18 protein-coding genes are annotated in these 21,538 nt (G+C 68.2%); 10 read left to right on the top strand and 8 right to left on the bottom strand.

All coding sequences use genetic code 11. The annotated features are described in order from the left end of the window. The first annotated feature begins 14 nt into the window (after positions 1-14). Positions 15-710, top strand: a complete 696-nt coding sequence (locus ACWGE0_RS30745) for a PIG-L deacetylase family protein (protein WP_452264393.1) — start codon at positions 15-17, stop codon at positions 708-710. A 279-nt stretch (positions 711-989) separates the two neighbouring features. On the opposite strand, the gene ACWGE0_RS30740 is transcribed toward ACWGE0_RS30745, so the two are convergent. Together ACWGE0_RS30740 and ACWGE0_RS30735 are read right to left on the bottom strand one after the other, a co-directional pair. Then, on the bottom strand, positions 990-2,285 hold the full coding sequence (locus ACWGE0_RS30740) for a UDP-glucose dehydrogenase family protein (RefSeq protein WP_452264392.1): 1,296 nt from the start codon (positions 2,283-2,285) through the stop codon (positions 990-992). After that, positions 2,285-3,616: a glycosyltransferase family 4 protein gene (locus tag ACWGE0_RS30735; RefSeq protein ID WP_452264391.1), complete on the bottom strand. Its 1,332-nt coding sequence runs from the start codon at positions 3,614-3,616 to the stop codon at positions 2,285-2,287. Before ACWGE0_RS30735 ends, ACWGE0_RS30740 begins: the two co-directional genes overlap by 1 nt. Positions 3,617-3,727: 111 nt before the next feature. On the opposite strand from ACWGE0_RS30735, the gene ACWGE0_RS30730 reads away from it, so the two are divergent. The 3 genes from ACWGE0_RS30730 to ACWGE0_RS30720 are packed head-to-tail and all read left to right on the top strand — an operon-like array spanning position 3,728 to position 8,795. Further along, positions 3,728-5,734 (top strand): glycosyltransferase, encoded by a 2,007-nt coding sequence (locus ACWGE0_RS30730; protein ID WP_452264390.1) that lies wholly within the window; start codon positions 3,728-3,730, stop codon positions 5,732-5,734. A 5-nt stretch (positions 5,735-5,739) separates the two neighbouring features. Continuing rightward, positions 5,740-7,563 (top strand): asparagine synthase (glutamine-hydrolyzing), encoded by a 1,824-nt coding sequence (gene asnB, locus ACWGE0_RS30725; protein WP_452264389.1) that lies wholly within the window; start codon positions 5,740-5,742, stop codon positions 7,561-7,563. A 5-nt stretch (positions 7,564-7,568) separates the two neighbouring features. Beyond that, a complete protein-coding gene (locus ACWGE0_RS30720) occupies positions 7,569-8,795 on the top strand; it encodes an MFS transporter (RefSeq protein WP_452264388.1) in 1,227 nt (408 codons plus the stop codon). Here the strand turns inward: ACWGE0_RS30720 and ACWGE0_RS30715 are convergent. Continuing rightward, a complete protein-coding gene (locus ACWGE0_RS30715) occupies positions 8,767-9,612 on the bottom strand; it encodes a glycosyltransferase (RefSeq protein WP_452264387.1) in 846 nt (281 codons plus the stop codon). The two genes, ACWGE0_RS30720 and ACWGE0_RS30715, sit on opposite strands and share 29 nt — an antisense overlap. A 110-nt stretch (positions 9,613-9,722) precedes the next feature. Between ACWGE0_RS30715 and ACWGE0_RS30710 the strand changes: the two genes are divergently transcribed. The 3 genes from ACWGE0_RS30710 to ACWGE0_RS30700 are packed head-to-tail and all read left to right on the top strand — an operon-like array spanning position 9,723 to position 13,413. Further along, a complete protein-coding gene (locus ACWGE0_RS30710; protein WP_452264386.1) occupies positions 9,723-10,748 on the top strand; it encodes a glycosyltransferase in 1,026 nt (341 codons plus the stop codon). Then, a complete protein-coding gene (locus ACWGE0_RS30705) occupies positions 10,706-12,223 on the top strand; it encodes a lipopolysaccharide biosynthesis protein (protein WP_452264385.1) in 1,518 nt (505 codons plus the stop codon). Before ACWGE0_RS30710 ends, ACWGE0_RS30705 begins: the two co-directional genes overlap by 43 nt. Continuing rightward, positions 12,220-13,413, top strand: a complete 1,194-nt coding sequence (locus ACWGE0_RS30700) for a rhamnosyltransferase WsaF family glycosyltransferase (RefSeq protein WP_452264384.1) — start codon at positions 12,220-12,222, stop codon at positions 13,411-13,413. The genes ACWGE0_RS30705 and ACWGE0_RS30700 overlap by 4 nt, the downstream gene beginning before the upstream one ends. On the opposite strand, the gene ACWGE0_RS30695 is transcribed toward ACWGE0_RS30700, so the two are convergent. Then, positions 13,406-14,371 (bottom strand): hypothetical protein, encoded by a 966-nt coding sequence (locus ACWGE0_RS30695; protein WP_452264383.1) that lies wholly within the window; start codon positions 14,369-14,371, stop codon positions 13,406-13,408. The two genes, ACWGE0_RS30700 and ACWGE0_RS30695, sit on opposite strands and share 8 nt — an antisense overlap. A 137-nt stretch (positions 14,372-14,508) precedes the next feature. On the opposite strand from ACWGE0_RS30695, the gene ACWGE0_RS30690 reads away from it, so the two are divergent. Together ACWGE0_RS30690 and ACWGE0_RS30685 are read left to right on the top strand one after the other, a co-directional pair. Beyond that, complete coding sequence (locus ACWGE0_RS30690) at positions 14,509-15,366, top strand: hypothetical protein (RefSeq protein ID WP_452264382.1); 858 nt, start codon at positions 14,509-14,511, stop codon at positions 15,364-15,366. Further along, complete coding sequence (locus tag ACWGE0_RS30685) at positions 15,345-16,676, top strand: O-antigen ligase family protein (protein ID WP_452264381.1); 1,332 nt, start codon at positions 15,345-15,347, stop codon at positions 16,674-16,676. The genes ACWGE0_RS30690 and ACWGE0_RS30685 overlap by 22 nt, the downstream gene beginning before the upstream one ends. Positions 16,677-16,710: 34 nt before the next feature. On the opposite strand, the gene ACWGE0_RS30680 is transcribed toward ACWGE0_RS30685, so the two are convergent. Next, positions 16,711-17,571, bottom strand: a complete 861-nt coding sequence (locus ACWGE0_RS30680; RefSeq protein WP_452264380.1) for a helix-turn-helix domain-containing protein — start codon at positions 17,569-17,571, stop codon at positions 16,711-16,713. A 121-nt stretch (positions 17,572-17,692) separates the two neighbouring features. Between ACWGE0_RS30680 and ACWGE0_RS30675 the strand changes: the two genes are divergently transcribed. Then, positions 17,693-18,871: a DUF222 domain-containing protein gene (locus ACWGE0_RS30675; protein WP_452264379.1), complete on the top strand. Its 1,179-nt coding sequence runs from the start codon at positions 17,693-17,695 to the stop codon at positions 18,869-18,871. 375 nt (positions 18,872-19,246) lie between these two features. Here the strand turns inward: ACWGE0_RS30675 and ACWGE0_RS30670 are convergent, their stop codons facing one another. The 3 genes from ACWGE0_RS30670 to ACWGE0_RS30660 are packed head-to-tail and all read right to left on the bottom strand — an operon-like array spanning position 19,247 to position 21,527. Beyond that, a complete protein-coding gene (locus ACWGE0_RS30670; protein WP_452264378.1) occupies positions 19,247-19,804 on the bottom strand; it encodes an acyltransferase in 558 nt (185 codons plus the stop codon). Further along, positions 19,801-20,883: a DegT/DnrJ/EryC1/StrS family aminotransferase gene (locus tag ACWGE0_RS30665; RefSeq protein ID WP_452264377.1), complete on the bottom strand. Its 1,083-nt coding sequence runs from the start codon at positions 20,881-20,883 to the stop codon at positions 19,801-19,803. The genes ACWGE0_RS30670 and ACWGE0_RS30665 overlap by 4 nt, the downstream gene beginning before the upstream one ends. Next, on the bottom strand, positions 20,880-21,527 hold the full coding sequence (locus tag ACWGE0_RS30660) for an acetyltransferase (RefSeq protein ID WP_452264376.1): 648 nt from the start codon (positions 21,525-21,527) through the stop codon (positions 20,880-20,882). Before ACWGE0_RS30660 ends, ACWGE0_RS30665 begins: the two co-directional genes overlap by 4 nt. Positions 21,528-21,538 lie beyond the last annotated feature (11 nt).

Here is a 21,538-nt window from a genome sequence, read left to right as displayed (position 1 = left end):
GTACGTTCGCCCGCGTGCAGTTCGACGGACCGAGAACATTGCTGGCCGTTCACGCCCACCCCGGCGACGAGTCGACCACGACCGGGGGCATGCTCGCCCGCTACGCCAGGCAAGGTGCCAGGACCGTGGTGGTGACGTGCACCAACGGCGAGTTCGACGACGCGTTGAGCGGTGCCACGCCTGGCGAGGTCGGGCATCACCCCAAGGCCGTGGCGGCGCATCGGAGGGCCGAGTTGCACGCGGCTTGTGACGCGTTGGGCATCTCGGACCTCGAACTGCTGGGATATCACGACTCCGGGCACCTCGGTGAGGTGCCGCAGGGCGGGCTCTGCACGATTCCGGTGGAGACCGCGGCCGGCCGGCTCGCCGCTCTGATCGAGCACTATCTGCCTCAGGTCGTGGTCACCCACTACAGCTCGCACCGCGACCACATGCACGTGATCCGGATGGCCAAGCTCGCCGTGTACCGCACGGGCATCCCGGCCAAGCTCTACCTCACGGCCAAGGACGGGTCGACCACGATCGACATCAGCGAGGTCGTGGACGTGAAGCGGCAGGCGTTGCGGTGTCACGCCAGTCAGCAGGTGCACGGGGCGTTCGGCTTGGAGGAGCACTACTTCCGTGCGCTCGACACGACCGACGCGCCGCTGCCGGAGACCGATCTGTTCGCCGGCATCACCACCAGCGGGCCGGATCTGCCGCGCTGGTGAGACCTTGGGGCGTTCGCCGTTCACGACGAACGCCCCCGCAGGCCTTTAGACCGGCAGTGCGGAGAGCAGGCCGCTCGCGAGGTCGCTCGCCTGGGCGAGGAGGCCGCTGGCCTGGTGCACGAGTCCGCTGACGAGTTCCATGATTCCGGCCACGGTGGAGACCTCCCGGCAAGACCCGGCGGGCTGGTCCCACCGGGTGTTGCCGGGAATCAAAGCGCTAGCACAACAATCTCGCGCGCCCTGTCACACCATTGAGCTAAATGGACTGTCTTAAATGGACTAGCGACGGCCCAGTGACGTGCAGGTGAAGCCCGCGCGGCGGATGACGTCCGGGTCCAGGATGTTGCGGGTGTCGACGACCACGGGCTGGCGGACGGTCTCGGCGAGGCGAGCCCAGTCCAGCGAACGGAAGTCCGGCCACTCGGTCAGCACGATCAGCGCGTCGACGTCCTTCGCGGCCTGGTACGGATCGTCCACAACGGACACCGCGCCCAGGTCCCTGCCGCCGGACAGCGCCGGGTCGTAGCCCACCAGGTCGGCACCGGCCTGCTTCAGCATCGCCGCGACGGCCAGCGACGGCGAGTCGCGCAGGTCGTCCGTGCCTGCCTTGAAGGTGAGGCCCAGCAGTCCCAGTCGCACGTGGGACAGCGAGCCGCCGCGCTTGCCGGTGACGGCCAGGCGGACCTTCTCGACCATCCGCTGACGCTGGCGCTCATTGGTGTCGATGGTGGCGCGCAGCAGGCGGAACTCGAAGTCCGCGGCGTCGGCGACCTGGAGCATCGCGTGCGTGTCCTTGGGCAGGCACGAACCGCCCCAGCCGGGGCCGGGGTTCAGGAACGCCTGGCCGATGCGCTTGTCGTAGCCCATGCCCTCGGTGACGTCGGTGATGTTCGCACCGAGCCGCTCGCACAGCTCCGCGACCGCGTTGACGTACGAGAGCTTCATCGCGAGGAAGCAGTTCGCCGCGTACTTGACCATCTCTGCCGAGGCCGCGTCGGTCAGCACCGTCGGCGCGCCGAGACGTGCGTACAGGGCGGCGACGCGCTCGGCGGCGTCCTGCTGGTCGCAGCCGACGACGATCCGGTCCGGGTTCAGGAAGTCGTGCACGGCCGAGCCCTCGCGCAGGAACTCGGGGTTCGACACCACAGCGACATCGTCACGGCGCAACAGCTCTGCGGTCCGCACCGCCGTGCCGACCGGGACCGTGGACTTGTTCACGATCACGCAGCCGGACGGGAGCAGGTCGCGCGTCTCGTCCACAACGGACTCGACCGCCGTCAGGTCCGCGATGCCGCCGACGCCCATCGGCGTTGGCACGCAAAGGAAAACCACCTCGGCGTCGGCCACCGCGGCGGACGCGCCGAGCACGAACGACAGGCGGCCGGACGCGATGCCCTCCGCCACCAGCTCGGCGAGGCGCGGTTCGAGGATGTCGACCTCGCCGCGCGACAGCCGTTCGATCTTGCCCGCGTCGACGTCCGCGCACACCACGCGGTGGCCCAGCGACGCGAGGCAGGCGCCGGTGGTCAGGCCGACGTAGCCGGTGCCGACGACCGCGATCCTTCTGACGAACATCATTCTCCCGTTCGGTTCACGGCGAACGCGCGGAGCACGGCGTCGTCGCTCACGTCGATCATCTTGTTGCCCCACTGGTCGGAGCCGGCGCCGAGCTCAGGCCTGCCGTCGGGGAACGGGCCGCGCGAGGCGAAGCCGGTGAGCCCGTCGAACACCGCCACGTAGTTCTCGGCCTGCGGGCGCCAGTCCAGTTCCGCCTCGCAGCGGCGGCGGCCCTCGAAGCCGAGGCGGCCGCGGCGTTCCGCGTCGTCGAGCAGGTCGAGCAACGCCGTGGTGAACGCCTCGACGTCACCCGGCTCGACGAACACGGCGCAGTCACCGGCGGACACCACGGTCTCCTGCAACCGGTACGTGACGACCGGCAGCGCGTAGGCCATGTACTCCATGGTCTTGTTCATAGTGGACACGTCGTTCAAAGGCGACAACGGATCCGGGCCGAGACCGGCGGAGGAAGTGGACAGGTACCGGGTGATCTGTTCGGGCCCAACCCGTCCGGTGAACTCCACGTACGGATCGAGTCCCCAGGCCGTGGCCTGCTTCTTCAGGTCTTCGAGGCAGTCGCCGAAGCCCAGCAGCGCGAACCGGACGTCGGTGCGGCCGCGGTCGAAAACGACCCTCTTCGCGACTTCCAGCACACCGTCGACGCCGTCCTGCGGGCCCATGATTCCCAGATAGGCCACCAGATGTTTGCCGCCGCGTCGGAGCTCGTCCACGCCCTCGACAGGCCGCATCACGGTGGTGTCCGGGCCGGAGCGCACGACGGAGGTGTGCTCGGGCGGCACGGAACCGCGCGTCCACGCGATCTTCTGGTATGAGGTGTTGGTCGACGTCACCCGGTTGGCCGTGCGGAACGTCCGGCGCTCCAGCCACTTCAGGATCCGGTACTGCAGCTTGCCCGCGACACCCTTGGGCTCGCCGAACCGCGAGAGGAACACCTCGGGGTTGAGGTCGTGGTGGTCGAAGACGAACTTCACGCCACCCAGCCGCCACAGCAGCGCGAGCGCCCAGTACGTGTCCGGCGGGTTGCACGCCTGCATGACGTCGAACCGCCTGCGGGCACGCACCTTCACGCTCAGCAACGCCGTGCGCACCCAGCAGTACAGGAATTCCCACGCATAGCCCAGCGCGCCTTCCGCCTGGGGCGGCGGAGCGTACTTGTAGATGTGCACTCCGTCGAGGAGTTGGTAAGCGGGATCACCCGGACCCTTGGGGCAGATCACCGAAACCTCGTAGCCGGCGTTGGTGAGAGCGCGGCATTCCAGCCACACCCGGCGGTCCAGCGGCACGGGGAGGTTCTGCACGATGATCAACACGTGCGGCGATGACGTCACGCCTTGGTTCTCGTTCCGGAGGGCGAAACGGTTACACCTTCGGTCATTCTCGTAACGGTGGTTCCGGGACACTCGATGTAGCGGGCACAAGCCAAATGCGAGGAGCGGGTTGTGGAACGGTCACCTGTCGCGGTGGTCATCGTCACGTACCAGAGCGAACAGGTCATCGAGGGGTGCCTGACCTCGCTGCCGGACGACGTGAAAGTGATCGTCGTCGACAACGCTTCCGCCGATAACACCGTGAGTGTGGTCGCCGCCACACGACCGGACGCACAAATCATCCGGAATCCTGTCAACGGAGGATTCGCGACGGGTGTGAATCTCGGCATCAAAGCAGCGGTCGGCCACGACGTTCTCGTGCTCAACGCGGACACCCGCCTGAACCCCGGCGCGATCGAGACGTTGCGCGCCGCGGACAAGCCCATCACGGTGCCGAAGCTCCTCAGCACGGACGGGTGGGTGCACTACTCGCTGCGCCGCGAGCCCACGTTGCGCACCTCGCTCGCCGAAGCGCTCCTCGGCGGCGTCCGGGCAGGCCGGATGGGTCTCGGCGCGACGGTGTTCGGCGACAAGCACTACGAGGGCGCCTGTCACGGCGAGTGGGCGACCGGGTGCGCGTGGCTCATCAAGCGCGAGGCCATCGAGAAGCACGGCCTTTTGGACGAACGCTATTTCCTCTATTCGGAGGAAGTCGAGTACATGCTGCGCGCCGGTGGCGTGTGGTTCGAGCCGCGGGCGATCGCCACGCACATCGGCGGCGAGTCGAACACGAACCCGCGGTTGTGGGCGTTGCTGGCCGCGAACCGGGTCCGCCTGCACCGCGAACGGCACGGCAGGTTCGCGGCGATCCTCATGTGGCTCGTCGTGCTGCTGAACGAAGGCCTGCGCTTCCGCACGCCCAAGAACCGGGCGGCTCTGAAGGGACTGTTCCGGATGCGGAAGTGGCCGGAGGAAGTGGCCTCGGAGGGACCGGCCTACCTGTGCTTCTCAGCGCAGGACTGGTGGTACCACAACCGGGCGCACTCGGACTTCCAGCTGCTGCGCCGGGTCGCCAAGCACCGCAAGGTGCTGCTGGTGAACAGCATCGGCCTGCGCATGCCGTCACCCGGCAAGAGCACCCAGTTCCTGCGCCGGATCCTGCGCAAGGCCAAGAGCGTCGCGATGCTGGTGCGCCGGCCGATCCCCGAGACGCCGAACTTCTACGTGATGACGCCCGCTCCCCTGCCGTTCTACGGCAAGCCGTGGCTGCGCAAGCTGAACTCCGTCCTCGTGCGGACTCAAGTTCGCGCCGTGTGCTTCTTCCTGCGGATGGGCACGCCGGTCGTCGTGGCCACCATCCCCACGGCGTGGGACGTCGTGCAGCCCATGAAGACCAAGGGCCTGATCTTCAACCGCTCGGACCGGCACTCGGCGTTCCCCGAGGCCGACCAGGGCACCATCGCCGCACTGGAGAACCAGCTGCTGTCCAATTCGGACACCGTGCTCTACGTGAGTCGCGCACTGCAGGAAGAGGAATCCGCGCTGACCGGTGAGCGCGCGCACTTCCTGGACCACGGCGTGGACGTCGACCACTTCACCCGGCGCACCGAACTGCCCGCCGACATCGCGTCGATCCCGGGGCCGCGCATCGGGTTCTTCGGCAGCCTCGACGACTACCTGGTGGACTTCGACCTGATCGAGAAGGTCGCGCAGGAGTTCCCCGAGGCCTCCGTCGTGCTGATCGGCGACGCCACCTGCTCGATGGAGCGCTACGAGAAGTACCCCAACGTGCACTGGCTGGACTTCCGGGCGTACGAGCAGATCCCCGGCTACGGCTCAGGGTTCGACGTGGCGCTGATGCCCTGGCTCGACAACGACTGGATCAAGCACGCGAACCCGATCAAGATGAAGGAGTACCTGGCGCTCGGCCTGGCCGTGGTGTCCACGGACTTCCCCGAGGTGGAGCGGTACTCCGACGTCATCCGGATCGCCTCCGGCCACGACGACTTCATCGACCGGATCCGGCTCACGCTGAAGGACGGCGGCCTGAAGACCCCGGCCGACCGGCGTGCGGCCGTGCTGACCGCGTCGTGGGACTCCCGTGCCCGTGAACTGATGCAGCTCGCAGAGGACCGGTAACCCACATGTGCGGAATCGCAGGCATCAGACGGTTCGACGGCGCGCCCGTCTCCCGTGAGCTGCTCGCCGAGATGGCGAAGCGGCTGCACCACCGCGGCCCGGACGACAGCGGGTTCTGGTCGGACGGCTCGATCGGCTTCGCCCACACCCGGCTGTCGATCATCGACCTGGCCGGCTCGCCGCAGCCGATGGCGGGCGCGTCCGGGACGACCACCATCGCGTTCAACGGCGAGATCCTGAACTACAAGCAGCTGCGGACCGGTCTCGCGTACCCGTTCAGGACCAACGGCGACACCGAGGTGCTGCTGGCGCTCTACGAACAGCACGGCCCGGCGGGTGTGGCGAAGCTGCGCGGCCAGTTCGCGTACGCGATCCACGACGCCAAGACCGGCGAGACGCACCTGTTCCGCGACCGGCTGGGCATCCTGCCGCTGTACTACTACGCGGACTCCTCGATGTTCGCGTTCGCGTCCGAGATCAAGGCGCTGCTGCCCGTGATCGGCTCGGCCGAGGTGGACCAGGAGTCGCTGCACGACTACCTGGCGCACCGCTCGGTGCCCGCGCCGTACACGCTGGTGCGCGGCGTCCGGAAGGTGCCGCAGGGCCACCACCTGGTCGTTTCGGCTTCCGGCGAGGTGCGGACGACACCGTACTGGGAGCTGCCGCGCTCGTCGGAGATCAGGCAGGTCACGCCAGAGGAAGCCGTCCGGCTGGTCGACGAGGCGCTCACCGCGTCCGTGCGCGACGCACTGGTCGCGGACGTGCCGGTCGGCGCGTACCTGTCCGGTGGCGTCGACTCGTCGCTGATCACCGCTCTGGTGGCGCGCGAACGCGGCGACTCCGAGCTGCACACGTTCTCCGCCGGCTTCGGTGACCCGCGCGTCGACGAGATCCACTGGGCCGAGAAGGTCGCCGGGATCGTCGGCAGCAGGCACTACAACGTCATCGTGACGGCCGACGACTTCCGCGACAGCTGGGCGAAGCTGTCCTGGCACCGCGACGCGCCGCTGTCCGAACCCGCCGACGTGGCCGTGTTCCGGCTCGCCGAACTGGCCCGCCGCGACGTGAAGGTCGTGCTGTCCGGCGAGGGCAGCGACGAGCTGTTCGGCGGCTACCCGAAGTACCGCTTCGCCCAGGCCACCCGGATCGCCGGCGCACTCCCCTCGTTCGCTCTGCGGCGGCTGGAGAAGGCGCTCCCGGCCTCCAAGGCACGGCTGGGCATCGCTCTGCGCGCCATCGCCGAGCCCTCGTACGCCGAACGCATGCGCGGCTGGTTCGCGCCGTTCACGGTGTCCGAACGGGCAACGCTGCTGGGCGGACCGGCGACTAGGTCCGTGCTGGCCCCGTACGAGAACGGGCGCGGGGACGCGTTGCGGCGCATGCTCTACGCCGACTCGCACACCTGGCTCGCCGACAACCTGCTCGAACGCGGTGATCGCATGTCGATGGCCGCGTCACTGGAGCTGCGCCCGCCGTTCCTCGACCACCGGGTCGCCGAACTGGCGTTCTCGCTGCCCAGCAACGTGAAGGTGCGCGGCGGCACGACCAAGTGGGTCGTGAAGGAGGTCGCGCGCCAGCACCTGCCCGCCGACATCGTGGATCGCCCCAAGTCGGGCTTCAAGGTGCCGCTGGACGCGTGGTTCCGCGACGGCCTGCGGGACATGGCGTACGACCTGCTGACCGGGCCCACGTCGTTCGTGGGCAAGACCTTCGACCGGGCCGCGGTGCGATCGCTGCTCGACGACCACGACTCTGGTGACCGCAACGAGCAGCCGCGCATCTGGACGCTGTTGTCGCTCGAGGTGTGGCACCAGACCCTGAGCTGGTAGGCCCCATGTACGTCGCCTCCTCCCGCCCCGCCAAGACCGACTTCCGCAAACGGTTGCCGGGAACGGTGTTCGCGCTGGGCACGGTCAGCCTGCTGACCGACATCTCGGCCGAGATGATCACCGCGTTCCTGCCGGTGTACCTGCTGTTCACGCTGCAGCTGGGCTACGCGCAGTTCGGCCTGCTCGACGGCATCTACACCGGTGCCACGGCGGCGCTGCGGCTCGTCGGCGGCGCGGTGTCGGACAAGTTCCGCAGGCCCAAGGCCGTCGCGGCCGCCGGCTACGGGCTCTCGGCCGTCACGAAGATCTTCTTCCCGCTGGTGGGCGGGTCGCCGTTCGGCATCGGCGCGCTGATGGCGGCGGACCGGGCGGGCAAGGGCATCCGGACGGCGCCGCGGGACGCGATGATCTCGCTGGCCACGCCGGAGGACCGGCTCGGGGCGGCGTTCGGCGTGCACCGGAGCATGGACACGTTCGGCGCGCTGCTGGGGCCGTTGATCACGTTCCTGCTGCTCGCGCAGATCGGGATGGTGCCGGGGCCGATCTTCGCGGTGTCCGCGGCGTTCGCGGTCATCGGGCTGATCGTGCTGATCTCGTTCGTGCGGGACACACCCACCGACAAGGTGCCGAAGGGGCCGCGGCCGTCGTTCAAGGCCGGGCTCAACCTGCTCACCGACAAACACTTCCGCCGGACCACCCTCTCGGCCGGGATGCTGGGGCTGGCGACGGTGTCGGACGCGTTCGTCTACGTGCTGGTGCAGAAAGCCACGAACATCTCACTCGGCTGGCTGCCCCTGCTCCCGCTCGGCACGGCGGTCGTCTTCCTCACGGCCGCCGCGCCGCTCGGGAAACTCGCCGACAAGACTGGGCGCTGGCGGATGTTCCTCATGGGCCACGGCCTGTTGCTGGGCGTGTACGCGCTGCTGTTCATCCCGGAGGGCGGGCTGGGCGTGGCGATCGCCGCGCTGCTGCTGCACGGTCTGTTCTACGCGGCCACGGACGGCGTCCTGTCGGCCAAGGTCAGCGAGTCGGCGCCGGAGTCACTCCGCGCGTCGGGGCTGTCGGTCGTGCAGACCGGACAGGCGCTGGGCCGTCTCGTTTCGTCCGTCGCGTTCGGACTGCTGCTGCAGTTCGCGAGCTTCGGCACGGGCGTGACGGTGGCGCTGATCGCACTCACCGTCACCCTCATCGTGGCTTACGGCATCAACCGCGAGCAGCCAGCTTCTGTTTGATCTTCTCGAAGCCGCCCTTGCCCAGTACCTTCATGGCCGCGTTCTTGGCCGCCACCCGGCCGGAGTCACGCATGAACCGGACGGGCTGGGACACCAGCAGGTCCTGCGCCACGGCCAGCGAGCCCGGCTCGGCCACGTCGTCCAACGACGCGCCGAACGACGCCTGGTAGGGCCCGGGCGAGACGAGCCGGCCACGTGTGCGGTTCGACACGTTGCTGCCGTGCACGACCTGCAGCCAACCGGGTGCGCCGCCGAGTTCGACGACGGGGAAGTGCAGGTGCATGTGGTTGTGCCAGTGCGCCCAGCAGGTCACCGGCTCGTCCCACGTCTCGCGGACCGAGACGAACGCGTTGTGCCGGTCGACCCGGTGGTAGAGGCCGCCAGGGGACTTGATCAGGCCGTTGACCAGGTAGTACGCCGCCGTCGTGGTGGGGCGGGGTGCGGCGCAGAGGCGTTCGACGAAGTCCACGGACAGGCCGTCGTCGTTGTCGAGGTTCGTGGTGATGAGCTCGGAGCCGACCTGGCTGAAAAGCGACCGGATGTCCGATCTCAGCTCTTCCCGCGAAACCTCCGCGCGGTAAACGGGCGTGTACGCATCGCCATGTTCAGCGATTTTGTCCTTGAGCCATTTCGGTGATTCGGGGTCGAAATAGATGAGCCAACGCGTCCGTTTGTCCGTCTGCGCCAGCACCGATGGCAGGCAGTAGCGCTCGAACAGCGCAACGCGCTCGGTCAGCCATCCTTCCTTTGCCCGGACGTAACTTTCGGCGCCCTTTGAAGGCAGGTTGAAGCGCGTCAGGATGACGTGGTCGGCCATGACTCCCCTTACTCCGGTCATCGCCTACATCGCCCGATGGGCCCAAAACGTTGCGGGGCTAACGAATGGGGCGCGGTACCGATAGTCAGGTTGTGCCAACGCTTCCCACAGTGGACGTCGTGATCCCCTGTTACAACTACGCCCACTTCCTACCGGTCTGCGTCCGCAGCGTCCTCGACCAACCAGGCGTGGACGTCCGAGTGCTGGTGATCGACGACACGTCGTCGGACAACACTCCTGAGGTGATGGCCGAGCTGATGGCCGCCGACAAGCGCGTCGAGGGATACCGGCACGAGGTCAACAAGGGGCACATCGCCACCTACAACGAGGGCCTGCTGGACTGGGCGAGCGCCGACTACACGGTGCTGCTGTCCGCGGACGACCTGCTGGCGCCCGGCGCGTTGCAGCGCGCGGCCGAGGTCTTCGAGCAGAACCCCGAAGTGGGCATGGTCTACGGCCGCGTCGTCTACTACAGCGACCACAACGCGTTGCCGAAAGTCACCCAGCTGCCGACGTCGGCGAAGGTCTGGCGCGGCGAGGACTGGATCGAGAACCGCTTCCGCAGCAGCCGCAACGTGATCTCCTCACCGGAGGTCGTGGTGCGCACCAAGATCCAGCAGAAGGTCGGTGGCTACCGCGCCGACCTGCCGCACGCCGGCGATCTGGAGATGTGGCTGCGCATCGCGGCCGTCTCCGACATCGGTTACGTCAGCGGCAAACCCGGCGCGTACTACCGGGTGCACGAGAACTCCATGATGCGCACGACGTTCAAGTCGGTGTTCGCCGACCTCGAACAGCGCCGGGACGTGTTCGACCTGGTGCTGGAGCAGAACCCCCGCCTGCCCGCGCGGCTGAGGACTTCGGCGCGCAAGGCGATCGCGAGTGACGCGCTGTGGCGCGCGGTCCGGCTGCACGACCGCGACCAGCTCGACGGGACCGAGAAGGAACTCGTCGACTTCGCCCGCGAGACGTACCCCGAGATGGAGCAACTGCCGGAGTACAAGGCACTCCTGCGCCGCCAGAAGTTCAGCCCGTCGTTCCTCAGCCGCACCCAGCTGTTCCTCGCCCCGCACGCTTACAAGCGCGCGAAGCTGTGGGCGAGCACGCAGCGCTGGAAGTGGCGGGGCGAGTGGTGACGGCCGCGGACCAGAAGACCCCCGACCAGAAGAGATCCGACCAGGACACCGGCAAGCTCGAGAGCAAGGTTTCCAGCGCGATCCGCTGGAGCGCGATCAACTCGCTGCTCCAACGCCTCGCGGCGGTCGGCATCAGCATCCTGCTGGCCCGGCTGATCGCGCCCGAGCAGTTCGGTGTCTTCGCGGTCGCCCTGGTCGTGCTCAACATCGTGCTGAGCGTGTCCGAACTCGGCGTGAGTGCCGCGTTGGTGCGCCACAACGGCCCGATCGAGGAGATGGCGCCGACCGTCACGACGCTGTCACTCGCGTCGGGCACGCTGCTGGCGTTGATCTGCTGGGTCGGCGCGCCGTGGTTCTCCAACGCCATGGACGCCCCCGAGGCGGCTGGTGTCATCCAGCTCATGTCCGTGGCGCTGGTGATCGCCGGCGCGACCGCAGTGCCGGGCGCGATGATGCAACGGAACTTCCGGCAGGACCACAAGTTCTACGCCGACACTGCCGCGTTCGTCTGCGGCACCGCGGTCGCCGTCGTGCTGGCGCTGATGGGTTTCGGCGCGTGGAGCCTCGCGTGGCAGCGGATCGCGCAGAACCTCTCGGCCGCGGTCATCATGTTCTGGCTCACCAAGGACCGCTTCCGGCCGGGCTGGAATCGGGTCCAGGCCAAGGAACTGCTGGCGTTCGGCCTGCCGCTGGCGGGATCGAGCCTGCTGATCTTCGGTGTGATGAACGTCGACTACATCGTGGTCGGCGCGATGCTCGGCACGGTGCCGCTCGGCTTCTACCTGCTGGCGTTCAACCTGGCGAGCTGGCCGGTGGCGGCGTTCTCCGCGCCGGTCAGAAGCGTGTCGCTCGCCGCGTTCTCGAAGGTCCGCGAGGATCCCGAGCTGTTCCAGAAGTCGTTCGGCCGCGCGCTGGGACTCCTAGCGCTCGTCACCGTTCCCGCGTGCGTGCTGCTGGCCGCCCTGGCCGAACCGCTCATCCGCGTCGTCTACGGCGAACGCTGGGCACCCGCAGCGACCGCGCTGGCGTTGCTGGTGCTGCTCGGCGCGGTCCGGGTCGCTCTGGAACTCGGCTACGACTTCCTCGCGTCCGCCGGCCGGTCCCGGGCCATCCTGTGGATCCACCTGGTGTGGCTGGCCGCGCTGGTGCCGTTGCTGGCACTGGGCGCGCATCTCGACGGCATCCGCGGGGTCGCGGCGGCGCACGTGATCGTCGCCGTCCTGATCATCACTCCCGCGTACCTCGTGACGTTCAAGCCCTACGGCATTCGTGCGGGCGCGCTGGGAGCACGGCTGCTGCGGCCGTTCCTCGGTGGCGTGCTGATGGTCGCCGTGGTGCTGGCGGTCCGGAACGTGATCGACAGCGAGCTGCTGCAGATCCTGGTGGGCGGCGCGCTGTCCTGCCTCGCCTACGCGGCCGTGGTGTTCCCGATGAGGCACGAAATCCTTGGCGTGCTGCGGAGGAAGGCGTCATGAGACGGCTGAGGCAGGTCACGAAGATCGTCCGGGAGCAGGGAGCGCGCAAGCTCGGCGCCCGCCTGCTCACCGCCGCGTCCCGCCGGCTCGGCGTCGAGGGCGAGGAGTTGCCCGTACGCCTGGACGACGTCCGCAAGGCCGACGTCGAGTCGCGCAAACCCGTGGTGATCCCGCCGATCCCCCAAGACGGCAAGCTCGTCGTCAACTGGGTCACCACTCCCCCGTCCAAGGGTTCCGGCGGCCACACCACGATGTTCCGGCTCGTCCGGCACCTCGAGTCGCTCGGCCACGAGTGCAAGCTCTACCTGTACGACACGTTCGGCAACACGGTCGCCGACCTCGAACCCGGTATCAGGGAAGCGTTCCCGTTCTTCCAGGGCTCGATCCACGACGTGACGGACGGCATGGCCGACGCGCACGCGGTGTTCGCGACGGCGTGGATCACCGCGTATCCGGCGTTCAACGACCCTTGTGCCGGCAAGAGGTTCTACCTCGTGCAGGACTACGAGCCGTGGTTCTACCCGTCCGGCGGGCTGTACGCGTTGGCGGAGAACACCTACCGGATGGGCATGCACGGCTTCACCGCCGGCCGGTTCCTCGCCGACAAGGTCCGCGACGACCACGGCATGCCCGCCGACCACTTCGACTTCGGCTGCGACGCCGACAGGTACAAGCTGGGCGACGACAAGCGCGACGGCATCGTGTTCTACGCCCGGCGCAAGGCACCCCGGCGGGCGTTCGAACTCGGCCTGCTCGCGCTGGAAGTGTTCGCCGAGAAGCACCCGGACCTGAAGATCCACGTCTACGGCGAGAAGATCGGGCAGCTGGGGCCGCAGTTCCACGACCACGGCCTCGTCACGCCCGACGAGCTCAACGCCATCTACAACCGTTGCTTCGCCGGGTTGTCGCTGTCGATGACCAACGTGTCGCTGGTGCCGCACGAGATGCTCGCGGCCGGATGTGTCCCTGTGGTGAACGACGCGCACTTCAACCGCGTAGTCCTGGACAACGACCACGTCCGGTACGCGGCGCCCACCCCGCACTCACTGGCGCGTGCGTTGTCCGAAGTGGTCACATCGCCGGACTTCGACGCGATCGCCAGAGCGGCCGCGTCCAGTGTGGAGGGACGTTCCTGGGATGCGGCAGGACATGAGCTGGAGAAGGTGCTCCGCCGCGAGCTCGCTACATGACCGGGGACGGCGACGTGGCGTCCGGGATCAGCACCCTGGCGGGCTGCGAGCCGTCGGCAGGGACGACGTGAACCGCGGGCAGCTTGGCGTCCTTCGGCACCGCGGCGAACGCGAGCTCGTCCGCGGTGAGCCAGGTCGCCTGGTCGTCGATGCCGGCCGTGCCGGGCAGCCGCTTCTCCGTGTTGGTGGCGAGGTCGAGCACAGCGAGGTCCCACGGCCCGAGACGGCCGATGCGCTTCTTGTACGCGACCTTCGTGCCGTCCGGCGAGAGCGACGGGCACTCGGCGTCACGGCGCAACGACGTCACGGACTTGCTGACCAGATCGCCCTTGACCAGCCACGTGAAGCCGCCGCTGGCGAGCGTCGCGTAGAAGGTCAGGTCGTCCGAACCCACGGTCAGGCCCCAGTAGTTGGCGTCACTGGCAGTGAGCGGTGCACCCTCCACAGTGGCGGCGAAGTGTTCGATCGACTCGACGGTCTCACCGGTGCGCACGTCGTAGAAACCGGTGCGCGTGGAGAAGCCACCGGGCACCGAGTACGAGTCGCCGGTGACGAAACTGGTCCACGACACCACGTTCCCGGACCGCGACACCTTCGCGCGGCTCGGGATGCCCGGCAGCGGGATGGTCTTGACCGGCTTGCCCTCGCGGCTGACCTCGGCGGCGTAGGACGGGCCGGGACCGGACAGCTTCAGGCACACGCTCGTGCCACCGGCGGCGTAAAACCGCTGGCAGGCGAGCTCGGTCGGGGTGCGCGCACCACCGTCGGCGAGCTTCTCGACCCGGTTCTGCCCGCCCGCGAGATCGACGAACAACAGATCACCGGCCTTGGCCTGCGACACCTGCTGAGCCCCTTCCGGGGTCTTCGCGTCACCGGCCGCCGAGACGACGTAAGCCGTTGTCCCACCGACGACCACGAGAATGGCCGCGATGGTCACGGTCAGTCGTCCTGCACGCATGCTGCCTCCTGGATTCCTTTCCTTCATCGCTCGTCAGCTACGGCCTGTAACAGTTGGCAGCTCACCCCGATTTTCCTGGCAGGCGATACCCTACGAATTGTGCGTTCGCAAGACCGAGCCGCGGATCGGGGATTTTGATGGACTTCTGGGGAACCGTACGAGTGCTGCGGCGGCGGTGGTACATAGCCCTGCCCGCGGTGCTGCTCACCGGTGTCCTCGCGCTGTACGTCTACATCACCGTGCCCACCCGGTACGAGTCGAGCGGCGTGCTGGTCCTCACCTCCCCCGCGGCCGGCGGAAAGTACTCGGGGAACACCAAGCCCGAGGACGTGGTCAAGGTCAACCCGCTGCTGCAGTTCGACGGCAGCCTGACGACCACCGCGCAGATCCTCACCCAGGTCCTGGGTGACCCGAAGACCGCGGAGGAACTGGCGGGCAAGGGCTCCACCGCCACCTACACCGCGAACACCGGTCCCGTCGGCGGCCCGCTGCTGTTCGTCTCGACCGAGGCGGACTCGGCCGAGTCGGCGGAGGGGCTCGTCGGCAAGGTGCTCGAGAAGACCGTGAACGAGCTCGCGGCGCAGCAGAAGGCGTTGAACGCGCCCGAGCAGACGTTCATCACGGCGCAGATCCTGGTGAAGCCGACGACGGCCTCTGCCAAGATCGGCGGCAAGGTCCGGTACGTCGGCGCGGCCACCGTCGTGTTGCTGCTGCTGACCATCGCCTCGACGTTCGCCGCCGACTCGATCATGCTCAAGGCGAAACGCCGCAAGGACAAGGAGTCCGGCGCGGCACCGTCCGAGAAGGACACCACGCCGCAGCCCCTCGCCCCGGTCCGGCCGCAACCGCACGCGCCGCCGCCGGGCAACGGCAACGGCGGCCACCCGCAGCGGCCGATCGCCCAGAGCCAGGGCCTGCCGAACGCGCACCAGAAGACCGTCATCATCCCCGCACCCAAGCTCCCAGACCCGGCATGGCCGACCAAGGACGACTGACCCAGCAGCGTGCCGACGGTGCCACGCTGCTGATCTTCTACCTGCTGGCGCTGCTCGCCGTCCCCGCCAGGTTCACCATCGCGTTCGTCCCGATCACGCTGCCGCCCGCGTTGTTCGTGGCGCTGTGCCTCGCGATCGTGTGGTTCGCCGCGCACCTCGTCGACCACCTCGGCCTGGCCAAGGGCCGCAACACCGTCCGCACGCTGCTGGGCGTCTACGTCTCGCTGCACCTGATGACGTACGCGCTGGCCACCCGCCGGTACCTGCCGGCCGACGAGCTGTCGGTGTCCGACTCGGCGCTGATCCGGATCGTGGCGATGTCCGCGCTCGCGGTGTTCGTGATCGACGCGGTCCGCAGCGGCGAACGCATGAGCCGCATGCTCAAGGTGATGGTCGGCTGCCTGACGTTCGGCGCGTTCGTCGGCCTGATCCAGTTCGGCCTGGGCCTCGACCTGGCGTCGTACATCACGCTGCCTGGCCTGCGCGTGCAGGACAACGGCTACTCGGCGCTGGAGTCGCGGTCGATCTTCTTCCGCCCGGCCGGCACCGTGAACCACCCCATCGAGTTCGGCCTGGTCTGCGTGCTGGGCGTGCCGTTCGCCGCGCACTTCGTGTTCCAGGCGAAGGACCGCGGCGAACCGGTCGGCCGCTGGTGGACGGCGCTGTCGCTGCTCAGCCTGATGGCCATCCTGTCGCTGTCCCGCACGGCGATCATCGGCCTGGTGGTGACGGGCATCGTGCTCGGCCTGCTGCTCCCCCGCAAACGCGGCCTGCCGCTGCTCGGTGCCGGCGCACTGTTCCTCGGCGGCGCCTCGGCCGTGGTGCCGGGCCTGTTCGGCACGGTGACGTCGATGTTCTCCAACATCGAGGACGACCCGTCGTTCCAGGGCCGCACCAAGGACTACGACGGCGCGTGGCTGGAGATCGCCAAACACCCGTGGCTCGGCCGCGGCTTCGGCACCTTCCTGCCGTCGAAGTACACGATCCTCGACAACCAGTACCTGCTGACGATGATCGAGAACGGCTACCTGGGCCTGCTCGCCTACGTCCTGCTGTTCGTCGGCGGCATCTACGCGGCACTGAGGGCCCGCGCGCTGTCCAAGGACGAGAGCATCCGCGGGATCGCGGTGTGCCTGGTGGGCGCGATGCTCACGTCGGCCCTGGGCGCCGCGACGTTCGACCAGCTCAGCTTCAGCGTGGCGACCGGGATGGCGTTCCTGCTGATCGGGGTGTCCGGGGCGTTGCTGCGAATAGCGAAGGCCGAGGCCGCGGCGAGAACCGCGGTGGTCAGCGAGAGCCCAGCCAGCTGATCAGGTCGCGCCAGGCAGGGGTAGGAGTTCCGGATCAGGAACTCTCGTCCAAGGCCGTTCGCCAATCTTGAGAGTCCTCTCGAAGGCCGCTGATGTACTCCGCCAGCTTGTTCTTCGACTGCTCCTCATCCAAGGCGACCGCATCCAACCGCTCAAAGAGTTTCCTGCTCGCCGCGACGGCCGCGTCGCCCTGGGCGAACACCTTGCCCAGATCGGTCTCCGTGAAAGCCAAGGGTGACGCCTTGCCGAACTCGAACAACGTGCACTTCGAGTGGAACGCGACGGGCTTGACGTTCGCCGGCACGATTCGCACGATGTGCGCGTTGAAGAGCAGCCGCAGGTACTGGTCCTCCATGACCTTGTCGTCGCCGATCCGCATCCACAGCGCCAGTTCGTGGATGTAGAACACGCTTTCGGGGCGGTACGGCCGCCGCCAGATGCTCTGCCGACCCATGCGGCGCTCGAGACCCTGCTCGACTTCTTCCGGTGAATGGCAGCCGATCTCCGTGAACAGAGCGCGTGCGAAGGACTCCGTCTGCAGGAGGCCCGGAATCGACAAGACCTCGTAGGCGAAGATCTTGCTCGCCATCGCCTCGGCCATGGCGAGCGTGCGCAGAGAGCCGGGTTCCTGGGCATAGTTGAGGTCGAAGGCATGGCGGTACCGGCTGCCGAACTCCTGCAGGAAGTCCAGGTCCTTGCCGCACGTCGCCAGGTACTGGGCGAGGTCGACGTCGCTGGCGCGGGCCTTGCCCGTCTCGATGTTCGAGACCTTGCTCGGGTCCCACCCGAGCTGGACGGCCATCCCGCGGCCGCCCAGACTCGTGCAGTTCTCCCTCAGCCTGCGCAGTTCGTCGCCCAGATCCCGGCTGTACGCAGTGGAAATGATCGCGGTCATGCTCTCCAACGCTAGGTGTTGAAGTAACTCCAATGAACGGCTCGTTCGGGTGAAAACGGACCACCTCATTCGCCCGATCGTGGAATAGCTTTCGAACATGTGTTCATGCCACGATGAATGCATGACGGCACTCGGACTGGCTTCCCCGCTTGAGCTCCTCGACGAGCTCAAGCGGAAAGTCCTTGCGCTGCAAAAGCTTCAGTTCCAGGTCCTGGAGATCGTCGGTACGCTGCAGCAGCAGGGCGCGGCGGAAACGCTGGGATACAAGGATCTCGTCGAACTCTTCAAGCACACCCTGCGCTGGGACCCGAAGACCACCCGCCGCAAACTGGCGCAGGCACAGGCCGTCTGTCCAACGGTGACTCCCACCGGTTCCCATGTGGAGCCGGCATTGCCCGCGGTCGCAGCCGCCATGGCCGAAGGCGCCCTGTCCGAAGACCACGTGGACGTCCTGACCGACGCCATGGCCGACCTTCCCGCCGTGGCCGAGGAGCACGTCGTCGAGTACGCGCTTCAGCACGAGCCCCGCTCAGCCAAGGCGTTCTGCAAGGAACTCGCCTACCGGCTCGACCAGGACGGCCCCGAACCCAAAGAGCCCGAGCCGGTGCAGCCGCGCAACGTGGTCCGGCGACGCTGGCAGGGCGGGCGCTACCAGTTGTTCGCGGATGTCGACGCCGAAACCGGCGCGAAGCTCGACGCTCTGATCGACCCCCTGGCCAAGCCCGGACCCGAGGACCTGCGATTCGCACCAGAACGCGAAGGCGACGCGTTCTGCGAGATCGTCGCCCTCGCCATGCGCGCCGATCAGCACCGCATCCACGGCGGTGAGCGGGTTCAGCTCACCATCACGGTGGACCACGACAAGCTCCGCACCGGCATCGGCACCGCCCGCCTCGACAACGGCGAGCACATCCCGATGAACCAGGTCCGCAAGATCGCCTGCGAGGCCGGCATCATCCCGATGCTCCTGGGCAGCCGCTCCCAAATCCACGACGTGGGCCGCAAAACCAGAACCATCAACGCTGGCCTGCGCCGCATGCTCGTAGCCAGAGACGGCGGCTGCGCTTTCCCAGGCTGCACCAGACCACCCAAACACTGCGAAGCCCACCACATCCGCCACTGGTCCAACGGCGGCGAAACCAACCTGAACAACCTCACCTTGCTCTGCCGCCGACACCACGACCTGGTCCATCACTCCGACTGGCAGATCCACATGGCCGCAGGCCTGCCGGTCTTCCGCCCGCCCTCGTTCATCGACCCGCACCGCACCCCACAACGAAACCTGCTCCGCACCGGCTAGCGAACGTCCCGACCGACGGTCCACCTGACCAGTCATCGGCTCCGAGAGCCGCAACCTCGATCCACCCGCAAGCCGATCGCCCGATCCGTCCCACAGCGCCAGCAACCGCTTCACGCCCGCCCGACACCTCGCCACGGGCACCTGACCGTCCCAAAGGATTCGCCAATGTGTGGATAGCGATACCCACCGTGTAGGCCAAGCAGTCGCGATGGCCGGCCTTCTCGCCGTCGTGATCGTCACCTGGTTGGTTCGCCGGTCCGGTGGAACCGCTCAAAGCTCCGAATCCCTCGCAGGTCTTCTCGCCCTGACCCGCCGCTCGGAAAACACAAGAGCCGCCGCGACCAGGAAACCCGGCTGCGGCGGCTCTGCGGAAGGCTAGACAGCCTTCAGGCCGTCCGGGGTCTCCTCGTGCCGGGTACCGCACTCGGCGCACGACAGGTCGGCTGAGAGCCGGGCACCGCACGCGCAGACCCAGCCCTTCACGACCGCCGGGTTGCCCGCCACGAACGCATGCGCGGGCACCGACTTCGTGACCACCGCACCAGCCGCGGCGAACGCGTACTCGCCGATCACCGTGCCGCACACGACGACCGCACCCGCGCCCAGCGTGGCCCCACGACGGACCAAAGTCGTTTCCAGGGCGTCGCCGGTCTTCTTGACGTGCGCGCGGGGGCGCAGGTCGTTGGTGAAGAGCACGTTCGGACCAAGGAACACGTCGTCCTCGCATGTCACGCCGTCGAACACCAACGTGCCGTTCTTGACCGTCACGTTGTTGCCCAGCACCGCGCGCGACTCGACGAACGCGCCGTCGCAGATGTTGCAGTCACGGCCGATGCGGGCGCCCGGCAGCACGTGCGCGAACGCCCACACGCGCGTGCCGTCGCCAACGTCATCGGACTCGCACAGCCCCTGTGGGTGCACCCGAACGGTCATCGCAGCGCCTCCGTCAGCGCCTCGACGACACGGATCTGCTGCTGCTCGGTGATCTCCGGGAACAGCGGCAACGACAGCAGTTCCTGAGCCGACGACTCGGCGACCGGGTACGAGCCGTCGAGGTGGGCGAACGCGCCGGTCTTGTGCAGCGGCGTCGGGTAGTGGATGCCGGCGCCGACACCCGCGGCGTGCAGCGAGGACAGCACGCGGTCGCGGTCTGGCACGCGCACGACGTAGAGGTGCCACACGGGCAGGTTGCCGTCGAGGACGACCGGGACCCGCACGCGTTCCACGTCGGCGAGCATCTCGGAGTAGCGCCCGGCGGCCGCGCGGCGGGCCTGGTTCCAGCCCTCCAGGCGGCGCAGCTTCGCGGACAGCACCACGGCCTGCAGCGTGTCGAGGCGGCTGTTGAAGCCCAGCACCGGGTGTTCGTACTTGCGCGGTGAACCGTGCTCGCGCAGCAGCTTCACGGACTCGGCGATGGCGTCGGACGTGGTGAGCACCGCGCCGCCGTCGCCGTACGCGCCGAGGTTCTTGCCGGGGTAGAACGAGGTCGCGGCGGCGGCACCGAGGCCACCGACGGCGACGCCGTTGCGGCGGGCGCCCTGGGCCTGGGCGGCGTCCTCCACGACCGGCAGGCCGAGAGGCAGCAGCTCGACCGGGGCGGCCTGGCCGTAGAGGTGCACGGGCACAACGGCCTTGGTGCGCGAAGTGACCACGGAGGACACGGCCGAAACGTCGATCAGCAGCGTGTCGTCCACGCAGTCCACGAGCACCGGCGTGGCGCCACAACGGGCCACCGCCTCGGCCGTGGCGATGAAGGTGTTGGCGGGCAGCACGACCTCGTCACCGTGGCCGACGCCCAGTGCACGCAGCGCCAGTTCGATGGCGTCGGTGCCGTTGCCGACCCCGATGGCGTGCGGAACTTCTTGGTAGGCAGCGAATTCCGACTCGAACCTGGCGACCTGGGGGCCGTTGATGAAGGCTGTCGTCTTGAGCACCTCTGCCCAGCCGTCGGCCACCTCGTCGGCCACCTGTTCGTGCTGGGCACGCAGGTCCACCAGTGGAATCTCGATCACGCGCTCTCCCCACGCAACGGGCGGGCCGGCACGCCGGCCCACGTCTCTCCTGCCGGAACGTCCTGCAGGACAACGGCTCCCATGCCGACCACGGCACCGGCGCCGATCTTCACACCTTCGCGCACCGACGAGCCTTGGCCCAGGTACGCGGATTCCCCGACGTGCACAGAACCCCCGAGCGAGGCGCGGCCGGCGAACGTGACGCCGTCCGACACCTCGTCGTCGTGGGTGATCAGCACGTGTGGCATGGCCACGACGTGCCTGCCGACAGACAGTGGGGTCGTGATCACGACACCCGCGAGCAACACCGTGCCGGCGCCCAGAGAAGCACCGGACGTCACGGCCGCCGGATGAACGATGGTCGCCCACCGCTCTTCCGGCAGGTCCAACCGAGAAGCCAACGCCAACCGGGACAACGGCCGCCGTGCGTTCGCGATGCACATGACGACGGCCGCGTCCGGATGCGAGGCCAGGTGGTCGAGCCCGCCCAGAACGGGCACCCCGTCGATCAGGGTGCCGTGCAGGGCGGTGGTGTCGTCCAGCGCCCCGAGGGGCTGCCAGACGTCCGGGAGGAGGCGGACCGCCGCGAGAGTCTCGCGAGCGAGTCCACCTGCCCCGATGAACAGCAGTGGCCGTGCGGTCACAGATCTGTCCT

This window comes from Lentzea sp. NPDC054927 (assembly GCF_053610285.1).
Note: the sequence above shows the minus strand (reverse complement) of the source record. Positions and strands in the feature narration are given on the sequence as shown.